The organism is Cupriavidus sp. KB_39, from assembly GCF_052114485.1.
GTDB lineage: Bacteria > Pseudomonadota > Gammaproteobacteria > Burkholderiales > Burkholderiaceae > Cupriavidus.
In genome coordinates this window covers 79,734-94,690 of record NZ_JBFREV010000009.1, presented here as the reverse complement: position 1 = coordinate 94,690, position 14,957 = coordinate 79,734, and the positions used below count along the sequence as shown (strand labels likewise).

The window sequence follows — 14,957 nt, the reverse complement described above, 5'->3', positions numbered from 1 at the left end:
CACTAAAAACAACAACGCACCCCGTGGGGTGCGTTGTGGATCGCTTCTTGCGAGWACGACTGGCGAATTCGMGGGAARTAGCGCCTTATTCAGCGCAAAAAACGTTGCGGCGCTGCATCAGATGAATCCGATTCACGGCCCTACCCCGCTTTCTTCATCTGGCCCTGTTCGTACTCCTGGCCACGCAGGTTGTCCCACACCGCCGCCGCGTTGGGCTTGAGCGAGCGCGCCTTCCTTCGAACCAGCATCACGTTATTGTTGACCTGGGGCCGCAAGGGCCGCAGCACGGCCGCGGGCGCCAGACCGGCGGCCTGCGTGCGCGACGGCACCACGCCGATGCCGAGCCCCATCGCCACCATGCCGAAAATCGCCGAGAAATGCCCGAGCAGCTGCAAGGCGCCGGGCCGTACGTGATAGGTGGCCAGCGCGCGCTCCACGGCGGGCTGCACGCCCGAGTTGTGGTCGAGCGAGAGCACCGAGGCATCGGCAAGTTCGCCCCAGCCGAGGGACTCGCGCGCGGCCAGCGGATGCCCGGAGGGCAGCACCGCGTGCAGCGGGTCCATATAGAGCGGTTCGCAATAGAGGTCGTCGCAGGCCACCGGGTTGCTGGCGATGCCGAAGTCCACCTCGCCGCTGCGCACACTTTGCAGCACGCATTCGTGCGAGCGGTCGCGCAGCGTGATGCCGATGCCGGGCCATGCCGTCCGGCAGCCGGCCACCCACATCGGCATGGACATCGACGACAAGACCGGATCGGTGGCGATATGCACGGTGCCCTGGCTGGGCTTGCCGGTGCCGTGGCTCTCGCGCAGCGTCTGCTCGACTTCCTCGATCAGATGGCAGATCCGTTGGGACAGATGCTCGCCGGCGTCGGTCAGCTCCACCTGGCGCGTGGTGCGGTCGAACAGCCGCTGGTCGATTTCCTCCTCCAGCTCACGCACGCTACGACTGATGGCCGACTGGGTCAGGCCGAGCTCCGCCGCCGCGCGCGTGAAGCTCTTCTGGCGCGCAACCGCAGCAAAGGCCTTCAGTTGGGGAAGCGAAACATTCATGGTGCCGCTCCTTGTCCTTGCATGGTGGGRTGGGTTGCCGCGTGTCCGGTGATGAAGCGCCGGCGCATCGGCTGCAACAGGAACTTGGCGGACAGCCCCGCTGCCACGGTCAGCACGGCCGCCACCGTAAAGACCAGGCTCCATCCACCGCGATGCGACAACACCGAGGCCAGCGGCACCAGCATCGCCGCCGTCCCCTTGGCCGTATAGAGCGTGCCCGCATTGGCTGCGGCGTACTCGCTGCCGAACGTATCGGCACAGAGCGCCGGGAAGATCGAGAAGATCTCGCCCCAGAACAGGAAGGTGAGCGCCGCGAAGAACATGAACCAGTACGGGTTGTGTCCGAACTCCATCAGCCCGATCAGCGACAGCCCTTCGCCGATGAAGATGAAGAACATGGTGTTCTCGCGGCCGATGCGGTCGGAGATCAGGCCGCACAGCGGGCGCGTCAGCCCGTTGCAGAGGTTGTCGATGGACAGCGTCATGGTCAGCAGCGGCAGCGTCATGCCCAGCAGCGTGACCGGCATCGAGGCGAAGCCAAAGTCCTTGGCGATGGGGCCGAGCTGCGCAGTGGCCATGATGCCGCCTGCCGCCACGGCCACGAACGATGCGTAGATCACCCAGAACACCGGCGTGCGCACCATCTGGCCCGGCGTCAGCGCCACGGGGTTGGTCAGGTTGGCCTTGCCGGCGACGAGCCCCTTGGGCGGCTTCGGCTTGACCAGCAACATCGCCAGGATGAAGATCAGCACGCCCTGCAAGATGCCGAACGTGAAGAAYGCGTGCTCGTAGCCCGATTTCTGGATCATGTTGGCGATGGGGATCACGGTCAGCGCCGAGCCCGCGCCGAAGCCGGCGGCGGTCAGCCCGGCGGCCAGGCCGCGCTTGTCCGGGAACCACTTCAGCGCGTTGCCCACGCACGTCCCATAGACGCCGCCCGCGCCGATACCGGCCACGACGGCCGCCGCGTAGAGCATCGGCAGCGAGGTGGCGAACGAGTTCATGACCCAGGCTGCTCCGGCGCACAGCGCGCCCACGGCCACCACGGGGCGCGGGCCGAACTTGTCCACGAGCCAGCCCTCTACCGGCACGAGCCAGGTTTCGGTGACGATGAAAATGGAGAAGGCGACCTGGATGGGGGACTCGCCCCAGTGATGACGCGCATTCATGGGCGTCACGAACAGCGTCCAGCCGTACTGGAGGTTCGCCACGAGGCCCATGCAAAGGACGCCGATGAAGAGCTGGAACCAGCGATTGCGGAGCAAGCCGCCCTGCCCGTCCAGATTGCCGTTGCCAAAGGCGGGGCCTGCCGCGTGCGGGTGCGCCATGTCGTGTCTCCTTACATTAGTGTGTCTCGCGCTCTGACGGCGCGACTGGTGGGCAGACCTGCGTGGGGACGCCCTACTTCACTACTGAATGAGCGCGCCTGACATTGCGGCACGTTGCATTGCTGATTGATGCTACTTCAAACTTAGATACGCAAAGCATAAAGTTTTTTATTATGATCATTGACGRTCCTTTATAGATTGCAGGATATCGACCAATGAAGAACGCCACGCTGCGCCAGTTGAAAGTGTTCGAAACGGTGGCCCGCCATCTGAGCTTTTCGCGCGCGGCGGAGGAACTGCATCTCACGCAACCCGCTGTTTCCACACAGGTTCGGCAGCTCGAACACCACGTGGGCCTGCCGCTGTTCGAGCAGCTGGGCAAGCGGATCTACCTCACGCCGGCCGGCACGGAGATGCTGCACTACAGCCGCAGCATCATCCAGCAATTCCGCGAGGCCGAGGACGCGATGGCGCAACTCAAGGGTATTTCCGGAGGCCGGCTCAACGTGGCGGTGATCAGCGCCGGCGATTATTTCTTTCCCCGCCTGCTGGCCGAATTCATGAATCGGCATGATGGCGTGACGCTGAATCTCGCGGTGCACAATCGTGAGGAACTGTTGCACCAGCTGGCCGGCAACCTGACCGACCTCGCCGTCATGGTGCGCCCGCCCGAAGGCATGGACACCATCGCCGAGTCTTTCGCCCCCCACCCCTATGTCATCGTGGCCGCGCCGAACCATCCGCTGGTCGGGCGCCGCGACATCCCCCTGGCCGGGCTGGCCGAAGAGGCGTTCGTCTCGCGCGAGAAAGGCTCCGATACCTGGAATTCGATGCAGGAAGGCTTTGCCGGGCGGCTCTCGAACCTGCGCATCGCCATGGAGATCAAGAGCACCGAGACGATCAAGCAGGCAGTCATCGCCAATATGGGTATCGCCTTCCTGTCCGCGCACACGGTGGGGCTGGAGCTACAGGCCGGCAAGCTGGCCGTGCTCGACATCGAGGGATTCCCAGTCATGCTGAACTGGTATGTGGTGCACCGCAAGAACAAGCGGTTGCCGCCCGTGGCGCTGGCATTCAAGCATTTCCTGATGGAAGAAGGCGCCACCCTGATCCAGCAGATCACCGGCGTGGAGGGGCTGATCCGGCCGCGTATCGCCCGCCAGGTCCAAATTCCCAATGTATAAGCGATAGCTTATGGTTTCTCGATGAAACTTTAATTATCGTAAATCGTTCGTCGCGCCTACTCTGCACTTGTACCAAGCTCGTGACCTTGCAAACACAGGAGACGATCATGAACCCACTGCATCCCGCCGCGTCTTCCGCGTCCGTTTCGTCGCCCGTCGCCGGCGCCACGGGCCCTGATCGTACGTTGCAACTCGCCGCCTTCAACGCCGCCTTCGCCGAACTGGGCCTGCGCTTCCGCTGGGACATGCCGATGTTCGAGTGGCTCTGCGGCATCGAATGCGAGAAGACCCGCGTGGCCCGCTATATCGAGGAACACCACGCGCATCTGCTCAACGCCTACGACGCGCCGTTCCTGAGCCAGCTGATCTTCGACAAGAAGAATGAATACCTGCGTGCGATGTCCGGCACCGGCATGAACTAGGCGTTTTACGATTTCCCTTTACGATTCGTCGCGCAATACCAGACAGGCCGTTCCCTCGGGAACGGCCTGTCGCATTTGCCCCTTCGTTTATCAAATGCCCCCAACGGTTGCTGTCTCGTTGGGGGCTGGTTGTGCTGGAGATGCCGGCAGGTCTGGCTATGCCGGCGGGGCGGACCGCATCAGATCTTGCCCGCTCCCCTCGCCCACTTGTACTTCGCGCCGAGCACCGCCACCGGGATTTCGGTCGAGTACGCGTAGGACGGYACGCCGTGCTCGTACAGGTACTCGGCAGCTTCCTCCACCTGCACGTCGCCGGCCAGCGACGCCACGATCGGCTTTTCGATGCCCTTCGCCGCCATCTCTTCCTTCACCTCGATGACCAGCTGGGCGAACACCATCGGCGGCGTGATGATCGTGTGCCAGTAGCCGAGGATGATCGCRTGGATGCGCGGATCTTCCATGCCAAGGCGCAGCGTGTTCTTGTACGTCGTGGGCGGTTCGCCGCCGGTGATGTCCACYGGGTTGCCGGCGGCGCCGAACGGCGGGATGAACTTGCGGAACGCTGCGTCGAGGTCGTCCGGCATCGTCATCAGGGACAGGTTGTTGTCCACGCAGGCATCGGACAACAGCACGCCCGACCCGCCCGCGCCCGTGATGATGACCACGTTCTCGCCCTTCGGCGTCGGCAGCTTGGGAATGCCGCGCGCGAACTCGAGCAGGTCGCGCAGCGAGCGCGCCCGGATCACGCCGGCCTGCTTGAACACGTCCTCGTAGATGCGGTCGTTGCCGGCCAGCGCGCCGGTGTGCGAGCTGGCTGCCCGCGCGCCCATGCTGGTGCGGCCAGCCTTGAGCACCACCACCGGCTTTTTCTTCGACACCCGGCGCGCCACCTCGGCAAAGGCACGGCCATCCTTCAAGTCCTCGCAGTGCTGGGCGATGATCTCGGTGTTGTCGTCCTGCTCGAAGAAGGTGAGCAGATCGTCTTCGTCGATATCCGACTTGTTACCCAGGCCGACGATGGCCGACACGCCCATCTTGGCCGAGCGCGAGAAGCCGATGATGGCCATGCCGATACCGCCCGACTGCGACGACAGCGCCGCCTTGCCCTTCACGTCATACGGCGTGCAGAACGTGGCGCAAAGGTTCTTCGGCGTGTAGTAGAAACCGTAGATATTCGGTCCCATCAGGCGGATGTCGTGCTTGCGGGCAATCGCCACGATCTCGTCCTGCCCTTSCACGTTGCCGGTTTCGGCAAACCCGGACGGAATCAGCACGGCGCCGGGAATGCCCTTCTTGCCGACTTCCTCGAGCGCCTGGGCCACGAACTTGGCCGGGATCGCAAACACCGCCACATCGATATTGCCCGGCACGTCGAGCACGCTCTTGTAGGCCGTCATGCCCATGATCTCTTCGGCCTTGGGGTGGATCGGGTAGATCTTGCCCTGGTAGCCGCCGTTGATCAGGTTCTTCATCACCGAATTGCCGATCTTCCCGTCCTCGGCGGACGCGCCGATCACCGCCACCGTGTCCGGGCGCATGATGCGGTTCATCTGCTTGACGATCTGTTCCTGCGTCGGACGGTACTTCTCCGGCTGCGGCGAGAAGTCCACCACGATCCGCACGTCGGCGGCGATGGCGCCGTCCTTGCTGGCGAACACCGGGTTCAGGTCCAGCTCGGAAATCTCCGGGAAATCGCTGACGAGCTGCGACACGCGCTCGATCATGCCGGCCAGCGCCTCGCGGTTGGCCGGGTCGGCGCCGCGCACGCCCTTGAGCACCTCGGCAGCGGCAATGCCGTCCAGCATCGACAGCGCATCTTCGTTGGTGGCCGGTGCCATGCGGAAGGTGATGTCCTTGAGCACTTCCACCAGCACGCCGCCCAGGCCGAACGCCACCAGCTTGCCGAACGACGGATCGGTCACGGCGCCGATGATCACTTCCTGGCCGCCTGTGATCATTTGTTGCACTTGCACGCCGATGATTTCGGCGTTGGCGTTGTACTTCTTGGCGTTCTCGATGATGGTGCGGTAGCCCTGCTCCACATCCGCCGCCGATTTCAGGCCCACCAGCACGCCGCCGGCTTCGGTCTTGTGCAGGATGTCCGGCGAGACGATCTTCATCACCACCGGAAAACCCATCTTCGTCGCCAATTCCACCGCGTTCGACGGCGATTTGGCCACGCCCTCGCCCGGCACCGAGATGCCATAGGCGTCGCAGACGAGCTTGCCCTCGGGCGCCGTCAGCGCAGCGCGCCCCTCTTCCTTCACGGTCGCCAGRATCTTGCGTACCGCATCCTTGTCATGTGCCATGTCAGGTCTCCATCTGTTCAGGCATTGCAGACAATCATTCGAGAGGTGGCGCGGCTCAGACCGCGCCGGCCGCCTTCAGCGCCGCGATCTGGGCCGGCGAGCGGCCGAGCCAGTCGAGGATTTCTTCGGTGTGCTCGCCCAGCAGCGGCGAACGTTCCACTTCCACGGGCGAGGCCGAGAGCGTGATCGGGCAACCCAGCTGCACGTACTTGCCGCGCTCCGGGTGGTCCAGCTCGACMAGGTAGCCGCGGTCGAACATCGACTCGTCCTCGATCAAGTCCTTCATCGAGAGAATCGGGCCGCACGGCACGTCCACCTCGTTCAGGGCGTCCATGACCTCGAATTTCGTCTTGGTCTTGGTCCACTTTTCGATGATGGAGAAGCACTCGCCCAGGCATTTCAGGCGCGCTTCCGGCGTGGCGAACTGCGGATGGGTGATCAGGTCCTCCCTGCCGCACAGGCGCATCAGCGGCTCCCAGCCTTGCGGCTGGATGATCACGTAGACGTAGTCGTTGGCCCCGCCCGGCGAGCAGCGCAGCGCGGCGCCCGGCTGGCCGCCGCCCGACGCATTGCCGGCACGCGGCACATAGTCGCCAAAGGTTTCGTTCGGAAATTCCTTAAGCGGACCGGCCGAGAGGCGCTGCTGGTCGCGCAGTTTCACGCGGCAGAGATTCAGCACCGAATCCTGCATCGCCACTTCCACGCGCTGGCCACGGCCCGAATGCTCGCGGTGCAGCAGCGCGGCCAGGATGCCGACCACGCAGTGCACGCCGGTGCCCGAGTCGCCGATCTGCGCGCCGGTCACCGTCGGGGCACCATCCTCGGTACCGGTCGTGCTGGCCGAGCCGCCCATGCACTGGGCCACGTTTTCGTACGCCTTGCAGTCCGCGTACGGCCCCGGGCCGAAGCCCTTGATCGACGCGTAGATCAGGCGCGGGTTCAACTCCTGCAGGCGGTCCCAGTCGAAACCGGCGCGGTCGAGCACGCCGGGGCCGAAGTTCTCCACCAGCACGTCGCAGCGCTGCACCAGGTCTTCCAGCAGCGCCTTGCCCTCGGGCGTCTTCATGTTCAGCGTGAGGCTGCGCTTGTTGGAGTTCAGCATCGTGAAGTAGAGGCTGTCGGCGTTCGGCACGTCGCGCAGCTGGCTGCGCGTGATGTCGCCCCGCCCGGGCAGTTCCACCTTGATCACGTCGGCGCCCAGCCAGGCCATCAGCTGGGTGGCCGAGGGGCCGGCCTGCACGTGCGTCATGTCCAGGATGCGGACACCGTCGAGTGCTTTGTTATTCATGCGTTGTCTCCTTGAGTATTCCCGTGCGCGCTTGCTGGATAACGTATGTGATATATCACGACACAACAAGAAGAAAATGCAGCGCGGTTCAGACTTTTCATTCCGCATCGCAATAGATCCTGCGGCATACACGAGCGTTAACCCGCAACATAGAAGGCTTTGCGATCAATCTTGCGCTATTGATGCGATGGCCTTGTCAGCGCGGACATCCCTTTTGCGCGATTCAGCTCGCACCCAGTTTCGGCATGATTTTATTATTGATATATTACATATMGTATTTTACGCCGCGAAGAACTGAACAGGCGGGTCCCGACCTGGCGGCCCGCGGCGCTTTTCAACCGAGGAGACACGTGAACATTCACGAATATCAGGCCAAGGAGTTGCTCAGGCGCTATGACGTGCTTGTACCGCATGGCCGCGTGGCCTTTACACCAGACGAGGCCGCCCATGCCGCCCGCAAGCTGGGCGGCCCGGTCTGGGTGGTGAAGTCGCAGATCCACGCTGGCGGCCGCGGTGCCGGCCGCTTCGCGGATGACAGCTCGGGCAAGGGCGGCGTGCGCGTGGTGAAGTCGATCGATGACGTCCGCTCGAGCGCCGCGCAGATGCTGGGCAAGACCCTGGTCACCAGGCAGACCGGCCCGGCCGGCCGGGTAGTGCGGCGCCTTTACGTCGAGGAAGGCTGCGACATCGCGCGCGAGCTCTACCTGGGCATCCTGATCGACCGCACCACCTCGCGCATCACGATCATGGCGTCCACCGAAGGCGGCATGGAGATCGAGGAGGTTGCCGCACGCACGCCCGAGAAAATCCTGAAGGTGGCAATCGATCCGGCCAGCGGCATCCAGCCGTTTCATGCACGCCGGCTGGCATTCGGCCTGGGGCTGTCGGGCAAGCAGGTGGGCGCGGCTACCCGTTTTATCCTCTCGACCTACCGCGCGTTCACCGAACTCGACGCGTCGATCGTCGAGATCAATCCGCTTGTGGTCACCGGCAGCGGCGACGTGATGGCGCTCGACGCCAAGTTCAGTTTCGACGATAACGCCCTCTTCCGCCATCCCGACATCGATGCCATGCGCGACGAGAGCGAGGAAGACCCGGCCGAGACCGAAGCCGCCCGGCACGCCCTGAACTACGTGCGGCTGGACGGCAACATCGGCTGCATGGTGAATGGCGCAGGCCTGGCGATGGCCACGATGGACATCATCAAGCTCCATGGCGGCGAGCCGGCCAACTTCCTCGACGTAGGCGGCGGCGCCACGACGGAGCGCGTCACCGCGGCGTTCCGGCTGATCCTGGCCGATCCCAGGGTCGAAGGGATTCTCGTCAATATCTTCGGCGGCATCATGCGCTGCGACGTGATTGCCGAAGGCGTGGTGGCCGCGGCGCGCGAAGTGGACCTGACCGTGCCGCTGGTGGTGCGGCTGGAAGGCACCAACGTCGACCTCGGCAAGAAGATCCTGCGAGATTCGGGCCTGCCGGTCGTCTCGGCCAAGGATCTTGCCGATGCGGCCGAGAAAGTCGTGTCCGCCGTGCGCACGCACCCATCGAAGAAGGGAGGAAAGTGAAATGGCCGTGCTGATCGACAAAGACACCCGCGTGATCTGCCAGGGCTTTACCGGCGCACAAGGCACATTCCATTCGGCACAGGCACTGGCCTATGGCACGAAGATGGTGGGCGGCGTCACGCCCGGCAAGGGCGGTGAATCGCACCTGGGCCTCCCGGTCTTCGATACCGTGGCCGCTGCCGCCAATGCCACAGGCGCCGACGCCTCGGTCATCTATGTGCCGCCACCGTTCGCCGCCGATGCCATCCTGGAAGCGGTCGATGCCGGCATCGCGCTGATCGTCTGCATCACCGAAGGCATTCCCGTGATGGACATGGTGCGAGTCAAGCGTGCGCTGTCGGGGTCCGGCAGCCGCCTGGTTGGCCCGAATTGTCCGGGGGTAATCACGCCGGGGCAGTGCAAGATCGGCATCATGCCCGGCCACATCCATACACCGGGCAAGATCGGCGTGGTGTCGCGCTCGGGCACGCTGACTTATGAGGCCGTGGCGCAGACCACGGCGGCCGGACTGGGGCAATCGACCTGCATCGGCATCGGCGGCGATCCGGTGAACGGCACCGACTTCATCGACTGCCTGGAGATGTTCCTGGCCGACGACAAGACCGAAGGCATCCTCATGATTGGCGAGATTGGCGGATCGGCGGAGGAAGAGGCAGCCCAGTTCCTGCGCGATGCGCACAGGCGCAAACCGGTGGCGGGCTTTATCGCCGGCACCACGGCGCCGCCGGGACGCCGCATGGGGCACGCCGGCGCGATCATCTCGGGCGGGACGGGCACGGCGGAAGCGAAGGTCAACGCCATGCGCGAAGCCGGCATCCATGTCGCCGGGTCGCCAGCGGAGCTGGGTGCGACCATGGCGGCGGCAATGAAGCAGGCATCGGAACGCGCCCCGCTCAGACGAAACCTGGCGTTGGCCAGCGCGTGAACGTAGAAACGGAAAAGGCCGGGAGAATCGCCCGGCCTTATCGTTCCTGCGCCATGCTGCAACTGCGTCCGGTGAGTCAGCCGGCTCCGGCCTCGGCGCCCGCCCTGGCTTCCAGTTCCGTGATGCGCTTGCGCAGCGCCCGCTCTTCCTGGAAGCGCACGGTCTCGTCACGGATCACCGCCACGATGCCGGTGATTTCCCCGCCCTGCCCGTGCAGCAGCGCCACGGTAAAAGCGATCGACATCGCTTCGCCGTTCTTGTTGATCGCCGGGACCTTGAGCAAGTCATGGCCGTAGCGGGTCTGGCCCGTTGCCATGGTCTTGTCGTAGCCCTCCCAGTGGCGCGCACGCAGGCGCTCGGGAATAATCAGATCCAGCGACTTGCCCAGGGCCTCCTCCCGGGTGTAGCCGAACATGTACTCGGCGGCCGGGTTCCATAACGTGATGGCACCGTCGGCGCCGGAGATGATCACGGCGTCGCCGATGGCCGACACCAGCTGTTCATAGTCGATCGCGGTCTGCATGGTCTTGGTCTTTCCTGAGCTTTCCAGGCGAATGGGGGGTGGCGAGGTTCGCCACCAGGGGTCCGGGCTGTCATTGTGGCACTGTCGGCCATGCCGGTCCCTCAGCTTGGCGTCCAAACCATGAAGCGCCAGGGTGCGTTACGTCCCGTCTACGCATTCCCCGGCGCTCCAGGTGTGACCCGCTGTCACATTGGGCACTGGCAGTGCTGGCGCCTGGCTCAGATCACCTGCGACTCACGCAGACGGGAGATCTCCTCGGCGGCATAGCCCAGGCTGGCCAGCACTTCCTCGCTGTGCTCGCCCAGCAGCGGCGAACCGGTGATTTCCGGCTTCATGGCCGAGAACTTGATCGGGCTGCCCACGGTCAGGTASGTGCCACGTTCCTTGTGCGGGACTTCCACGATCGAACCGCTCTTGCGCAGCGATTCATCCGCCGCGAGTTCCTTCATTGACAGCACCGGCGAGCAGGGAATATCGAACTTGCGCAGGATGTCCACCGCCTCGTACTTGGTCTTGTCGGCAAGCCATTCTTCGATGGTCTTGAAGATTTCGAAGATATGCGGCTGACGGCCCTTGGGCGTGTTGTAGTTCGGATCGCTGATCCACTCTTCCTTGCCCAGTGCCTTGCAGATCGGCTCCCAGGCGTGGCCCTGGATGGTGAAGTAGATATAGGCGTTGGGATCGGTCTCCCAACCCTTGCACTTCAGCACCCAGCCCGGCTGGCCGCCACCGCCGGCGTTGCCACCACGGGGCACCACGTCGCTGAACGTGCCGTGCGGATACTGGGGATACTCTTCCAGATAGCCCTGGCGGTCCAGTCGCTGCTGGTCGCGCAGCTTCACGCGGCACAGATTCAGCACGGCGTCCTGCATCGATACGGCAACCTTCTGACCCTGGCCGGTCTGCTGGCGGCCGATGATCGCGGTCAGGATGCCGATGGCCAGGTGCATGCCGGTGTTCGAGTCACCCAGGGCGGCGGCCGACACGGTCGGCGGGCCGTCCCAGAAACCGGTGGTCGACGCGGCACCGCCAGCGCACTGTGCCACGTTCTCGTAGACCTTCAGGTCTTCATAGTGGTGGCCGTCGCTGAAGCCCTTGACCGATGCCACGATCATCTTCGGGTTCAGTTCCTTGATGCGCTCCCAGGAGAACCCCATGCGGTCAAGCGCACCGGGGCCGAAGTTCTCGACCAGCACATCCGATTCGCGGATCAACTGCTCCAGGATCTTCTTGCCTTCCGGCTTCTTGGTGTCCAGCGTCAGCGAGCGCTTGTTGCTGTTCAGCATGGTGAAGTACAGCGCGTCCGCGTCGGGAATGTCGCGCAATTGCGTGCGGGTGACGTCGCCGGAGCCGGGGCGCTCCACCTTGATGACGTCTGCGCCGAACCATGCGAGAAGCTGCGTGCAGGCGGGGCCGGCTTGCACGTGCGTAAAGTCGATGATCTTGATGCCGTTGAGTGGGAGGTTCACAATCGCTCTCCTGATGGAATAGAGGGTGAAACTGGGGTGGATTACTTCTTGGCCGCGCTCTGCGGATTCAGATTGGTCAGACGACCGCTTTCGGTACCGGCAGCCGGGTCGATGACGGCGTTGACCAGCGTGGGCTTGCCCGACCGCAAGGCTTCGTTCACCGCGGCTTCGAGTTCCGCCGGTGTGGTGACGTTGTGACCAACCCCACCGAACGCTTCCATCATCTTGTCGTAGCGCGCCCCCTTGACGAACATCGTGACCGCCGGATCGTTGCCGCCGGTCGGATTCACGTCGATACCCTTGTAGACGCCGTTATTGTTGAAAATGACGATGCAGATCGGCAGGTTGTAGCGGCAGATAGTTTCCACCTCCATGCCCGAGAAGCCGAACGCACTGTCACCGCACAGCGCGAGGACAGGCTTGCTGGTTTCGACCGCCGCAGCGACCGCGTAGCCCATGCCCACACCCATCACGCCCCAGGTGCCCACGTCGAGGCGCTTGCGCGGCTCGTACATGTCGATCACGGCACGGGCGTAGTCCAGCGTGTTGGCGCCTTCGTTGACAAACGAGATGCCCGGATTGGCTTTGACGACGTCCTTCAGCGCGCGCAGCGCGCTATGGAAGTTCATCGGCGACACATCCTTGGACAAGGTCTCGGCCATCTTCGCCAGGTTCTTGTCCTTGCGTTCGTCCACCGCGTTCAGCCAATCGGCGCCCGGCTTGGCAAAGCCGTTGCCGATCTTGTCGAGCATTGCCGATACGCACGAACCAATGTCACCCACTACGGGCGCGGCGATGGCCACGTTACTGTCCATCTCGGTCGGCGAGATGTCGATCTGGATGAACTGCTTCGGCTTGCCCCAGGTCTTGCCTTTGCCGTGCGACAGCAGCCAGTTCAGGCGGGCGCCGACCAGCATCACCACGTCAGCTTCCGCCAGCACGTACGACCGTGCGGCCGAGGCCGATTGCGGGTGTGTATCGGGCAGCAGGCCCTTGGCCATCGACATCGGCAGGTACGGAATGCCGGTCTTCTCGACCAGCGCGCGGATATCCGCATCGGCGCGAGCGTATGCGGCACCCTTGCCCAACAGGATCAGCGGGCGCTTGGCGCTCTTCAGCAGCGCGACAGCACGGTCGATCGAGTCCGGTGCAGGGAGTTGGCGCGGGGCCGGGTCCACCACCTTGATCAACGACTTGCGGCCACGCTCGGCTTCCATCGACTGGCCCAGCAGATTGGCCGGCAGGTCCAGGTACACACCACCCGGACGGCCCGACACGGCGGCGCGGATGGCACGCGCGATACCGACACCAATGTCTTCAGCGTGCAGCACGCGGAAGGCAGCCTTGGCGTGCGGACGGGCGATAGCCAGCTGGTCCATCTCTTCGTAGTCACCCTGCTGCAGATCGACGATCTCGCGCTCGCTCGAGCCGCTGATCAGAATCATCGGGAAGCAGTTGGTGGTCGCATTCGCCAGCGCCGTCAGCCCGTTCAGGAAGCCGGGCGCAGACACGGTCAGGCAAACGCCCGGCTTCTGCGTGAGAAAGCCGGCAATCGCTGCGGCGTTGCCGGCATTCTGCTCATGACGAAAGCTGATAACGCGCATGCCGTTGGCCTGCGCCAGACGGGCCAGATCCGTGACCGGAATACCGGGCAGGCCGTAGATGTTCTCGATGCCGTTCAGCTTCAGCGCTTCGATGACCAGATGAAAACCATCGGTTTGTGCCTGATGTTCTTCGCCAGCCTGACGCTGCAGCTCGTTTCCGACTTCTGCCATGGTTGCATCCTTCTATACAAATTGACGGGGATTGGAAAACTTCTGCTTCAAGGTGTCTTCAGCGGTCGTTCTCGCGCCCGCCTGGCTACTTCGGACTTCACGATGTCTCCTCCTTGACGATTCGCTACAGGCAGCGACCTTTGGCAAATACGGTATGTGATATATCAGTATTCAGCAAGCATTGATGCGAACTTTCGTCGATGCGCCGCAGCATTTCCCCGAAATTACGCAACCAGWTAAGGGAAACTACCGAGCTCCCGCCTTCGCAAACTGGCTCGTTCAGCCGCGCACATGGTTGACCAGCGAGCCGATCCCGCGGATCGACACCTCCACCACAGAACCCTCCTTCATCGACCCGACCCCGATCGAGGTGCCGACGGCGATCACGTCGCCCGGCATCAACGTCATGTCCCGCGACAGCAGGCTGACCTGCTCCTCGGGCGAAAAAACAATATCGGACAACGGGTAGTTCTGGCGCTCGACGCCGTCCAGACGCGTTACCACGCTGGCGCTTCGCCAGTCAAAGCCGGAGACGATGGCCGGACCGACGCAACCGAAGGTGTCGGAACCCTTGGCGCGCGTCCACTGCGGGAAGTTGGGATCGGCATTGAGCAGCTCGCTCGCCGTGACGTCATTGACGATGGTGTAGCCGAAGATGTGCGAGGCAGCTTCGGCGAGCGGCACATTCCGGCATTCGCGGCCAATGACGATGCCGAGTTCGCCTTCGTAGGCGATCTTGCCGGTATACCCGCTCGGACGCAGGATGCCGTCGCCGGGGCCGGCCAGCGAACTTGCCGGCTTCAGCAGGAACAGCGGATGCACGGGCACCGCTTTCTCCAGCCGGGCCGCGAGGGCGTGAAAGTTGTTCCACAGCGCCACGATCTTGCCCGGCTGGCACGGGGCCAGCAGGTCCAGCGAGGCGTAGCTGTAGCTATTGCCCGTGGGGCGAGGATCGGTATAGCCAGGGCCATCGCATTCGATGACGCGGTCGGCATCACCCTCGTCAAGCCGGCCATAAGCGGCGTCGCCATCAGGACGGCGGAAGCGAATCCAGGTTTGCACGGCAGAACTCCTCTGACAGGCGCGAGCGTGCCGCGCCTGCTCTTTCAGCAGAGAA

General features: G+C 63.8%; 12 protein-coding genes. 4 read left to right on the top strand and 8 right to left on the bottom strand.

What is annotated here, in order from left to right; all coding sequences use genetic code 11:
* Positions 1 to 140: 140 nt before the first annotated feature.
* Together AB4Z27_RS09530 and oxlT are read right to left on the bottom strand one after the other, a co-directional pair.
* Entirely contained in the window at positions 141 to 1,052 is a 912-nt protein-coding gene (locus AB4Z27_RS09530) for a LysR family transcriptional regulator (RefSeq protein WP_092299753.1), read from the bottom strand.
* A complete protein-coding gene (gene oxlT, locus AB4Z27_RS09525) occupies positions 1,049 to 2,380 on the bottom strand; it encodes an oxalate/formate MFS antiporter (protein ID WP_092299750.1) in 1,332 nt (443 codons plus the stop codon). Before oxlT ends, AB4Z27_RS09530 begins: the two co-directional genes overlap by 4 nt.
* Positions 2,381 to 2,595: 215 nt before the next feature.
* On the opposite strand from oxlT, the gene AB4Z27_RS09520 reads away from it, so the two are divergent.
* Together AB4Z27_RS09520 and AB4Z27_RS09515 are read left to right on the top strand one after the other, a co-directional pair.
* Complete coding sequence (locus AB4Z27_RS09520; RefSeq protein WP_092299747.1) at positions 2,596 to 3,564, top strand: LysR family transcriptional regulator; 969 nt, start codon at positions 2,596 to 2,598, stop codon at positions 3,562 to 3,564.
* 107 nt (positions 3,565 to 3,671) lie between these two features.
* The gene (locus AB4Z27_RS09515) at positions 3,672 to 3,986 is read left to right on the top strand and encodes a LysR family transcriptional regulator (RefSeq protein WP_441593462.1); all 315 of its coding nucleotides are present in this window, start codon (positions 3,672 to 3,674) and stop codon (positions 3,984 to 3,986) included.
* Positions 3,987 to 4,165: 179 nt separating this feature from the next.
* Here the strand turns inward: AB4Z27_RS09515 and AB4Z27_RS09510 are convergent, their stop codons facing one another.
* Together AB4Z27_RS09510 and frc (AB4Z27_RS09505) are read right to left on the bottom strand one after the other, a co-directional pair.
* On the bottom strand, positions 4,166 to 6,295 hold the full coding sequence (locus AB4Z27_RS09510) for an acetate--CoA ligase family protein (RefSeq protein WP_441644341.1): 2,130 nt from the start codon (positions 6,293 to 6,295) through the stop codon (positions 4,166 to 4,168).
* A gap of 55 nt (positions 6,296 to 6,350) precedes the next feature.
* Positions 6,351 to 7,583 carry a formyl-CoA transferase gene (gene frc, locus AB4Z27_RS09505; protein ID WP_092299738.1) on the bottom strand — a complete coding sequence of 411 codons (1,233 nt, stop codon included), beginning with the start codon at positions 7,581 to 7,583 and terminating at the stop codon, positions 6,351 to 6,353.
* 350 nt (positions 7,584 to 7,933) lie between these two features.
* On the opposite strand from frc (AB4Z27_RS09505), the gene sucC reads away from it, so the two are divergent.
* Together sucC and sucD are read left to right on the top strand one after the other, a co-directional pair.
* Positions 7,934 to 9,148 carry an ADP-forming succinate--CoA ligase subunit beta gene (sucC, locus tag AB4Z27_RS09500; protein ID WP_441644340.1) on the top strand — a complete coding sequence of 405 codons (1,215 nt, stop codon included), beginning with the start codon at positions 7,934 to 7,936 and terminating at the stop codon, positions 9,146 to 9,148.
* 1 nt (position 9,149) lies between these two features.
* Entirely contained in the window at positions 9,150 to 10,073 is a 924-nt protein-coding gene (gene sucD / locus AB4Z27_RS09495; protein WP_092299735.1) for a succinate--CoA ligase subunit alpha, read from the top strand.
* A gap of 76 nt (positions 10,074 to 10,149) precedes the next feature.
* Here the strand turns inward: sucD and AB4Z27_RS09490 are convergent, their stop codons facing one another.
* The 4 genes from AB4Z27_RS09490 to AB4Z27_RS09475 form a co-directional block, all read right to left on the bottom strand.
* The gene (locus tag AB4Z27_RS09490) at positions 10,150 to 10,596 is read right to left on the bottom strand and encodes a PAS domain-containing protein (RefSeq protein ID WP_092299733.1); all 447 of its coding nucleotides are present in this window, start codon (positions 10,594 to 10,596) and stop codon (positions 10,150 to 10,152) included.
* A gap of 218 nt (positions 10,597 to 10,814) precedes the next feature.
* The gene (gene frc, locus AB4Z27_RS09485; protein WP_092299730.1) at positions 10,815 to 12,065 is read right to left on the bottom strand and encodes a formyl-CoA transferase; all 1,251 of its coding nucleotides are present in this window, start codon (positions 12,063 to 12,065) and stop codon (positions 10,815 to 10,817) included.
* A 41-nt stretch (positions 12,066 to 12,106) separates the two neighbouring features.
* Positions 12,107 to 13,840, bottom strand: a complete 1,734-nt coding sequence (gene oxc, locus AB4Z27_RS09480) for an oxalyl-CoA decarboxylase (RefSeq protein ID WP_092299727.1) — start codon at positions 13,838 to 13,840, stop codon at positions 12,107 to 12,109.
* A 279-nt stretch (positions 13,841 to 14,119) separates the two neighbouring features.
* Positions 14,120 to 14,902: a fumarylacetoacetate hydrolase family protein gene (locus AB4Z27_RS09475; RefSeq protein WP_144197074.1), complete on the bottom strand. Its 783-nt coding sequence runs from the start codon at positions 14,900 to 14,902 to the stop codon at positions 14,120 to 14,122.
* Positions 14,903 to 14,957: the final 55 nt, after the last annotated feature.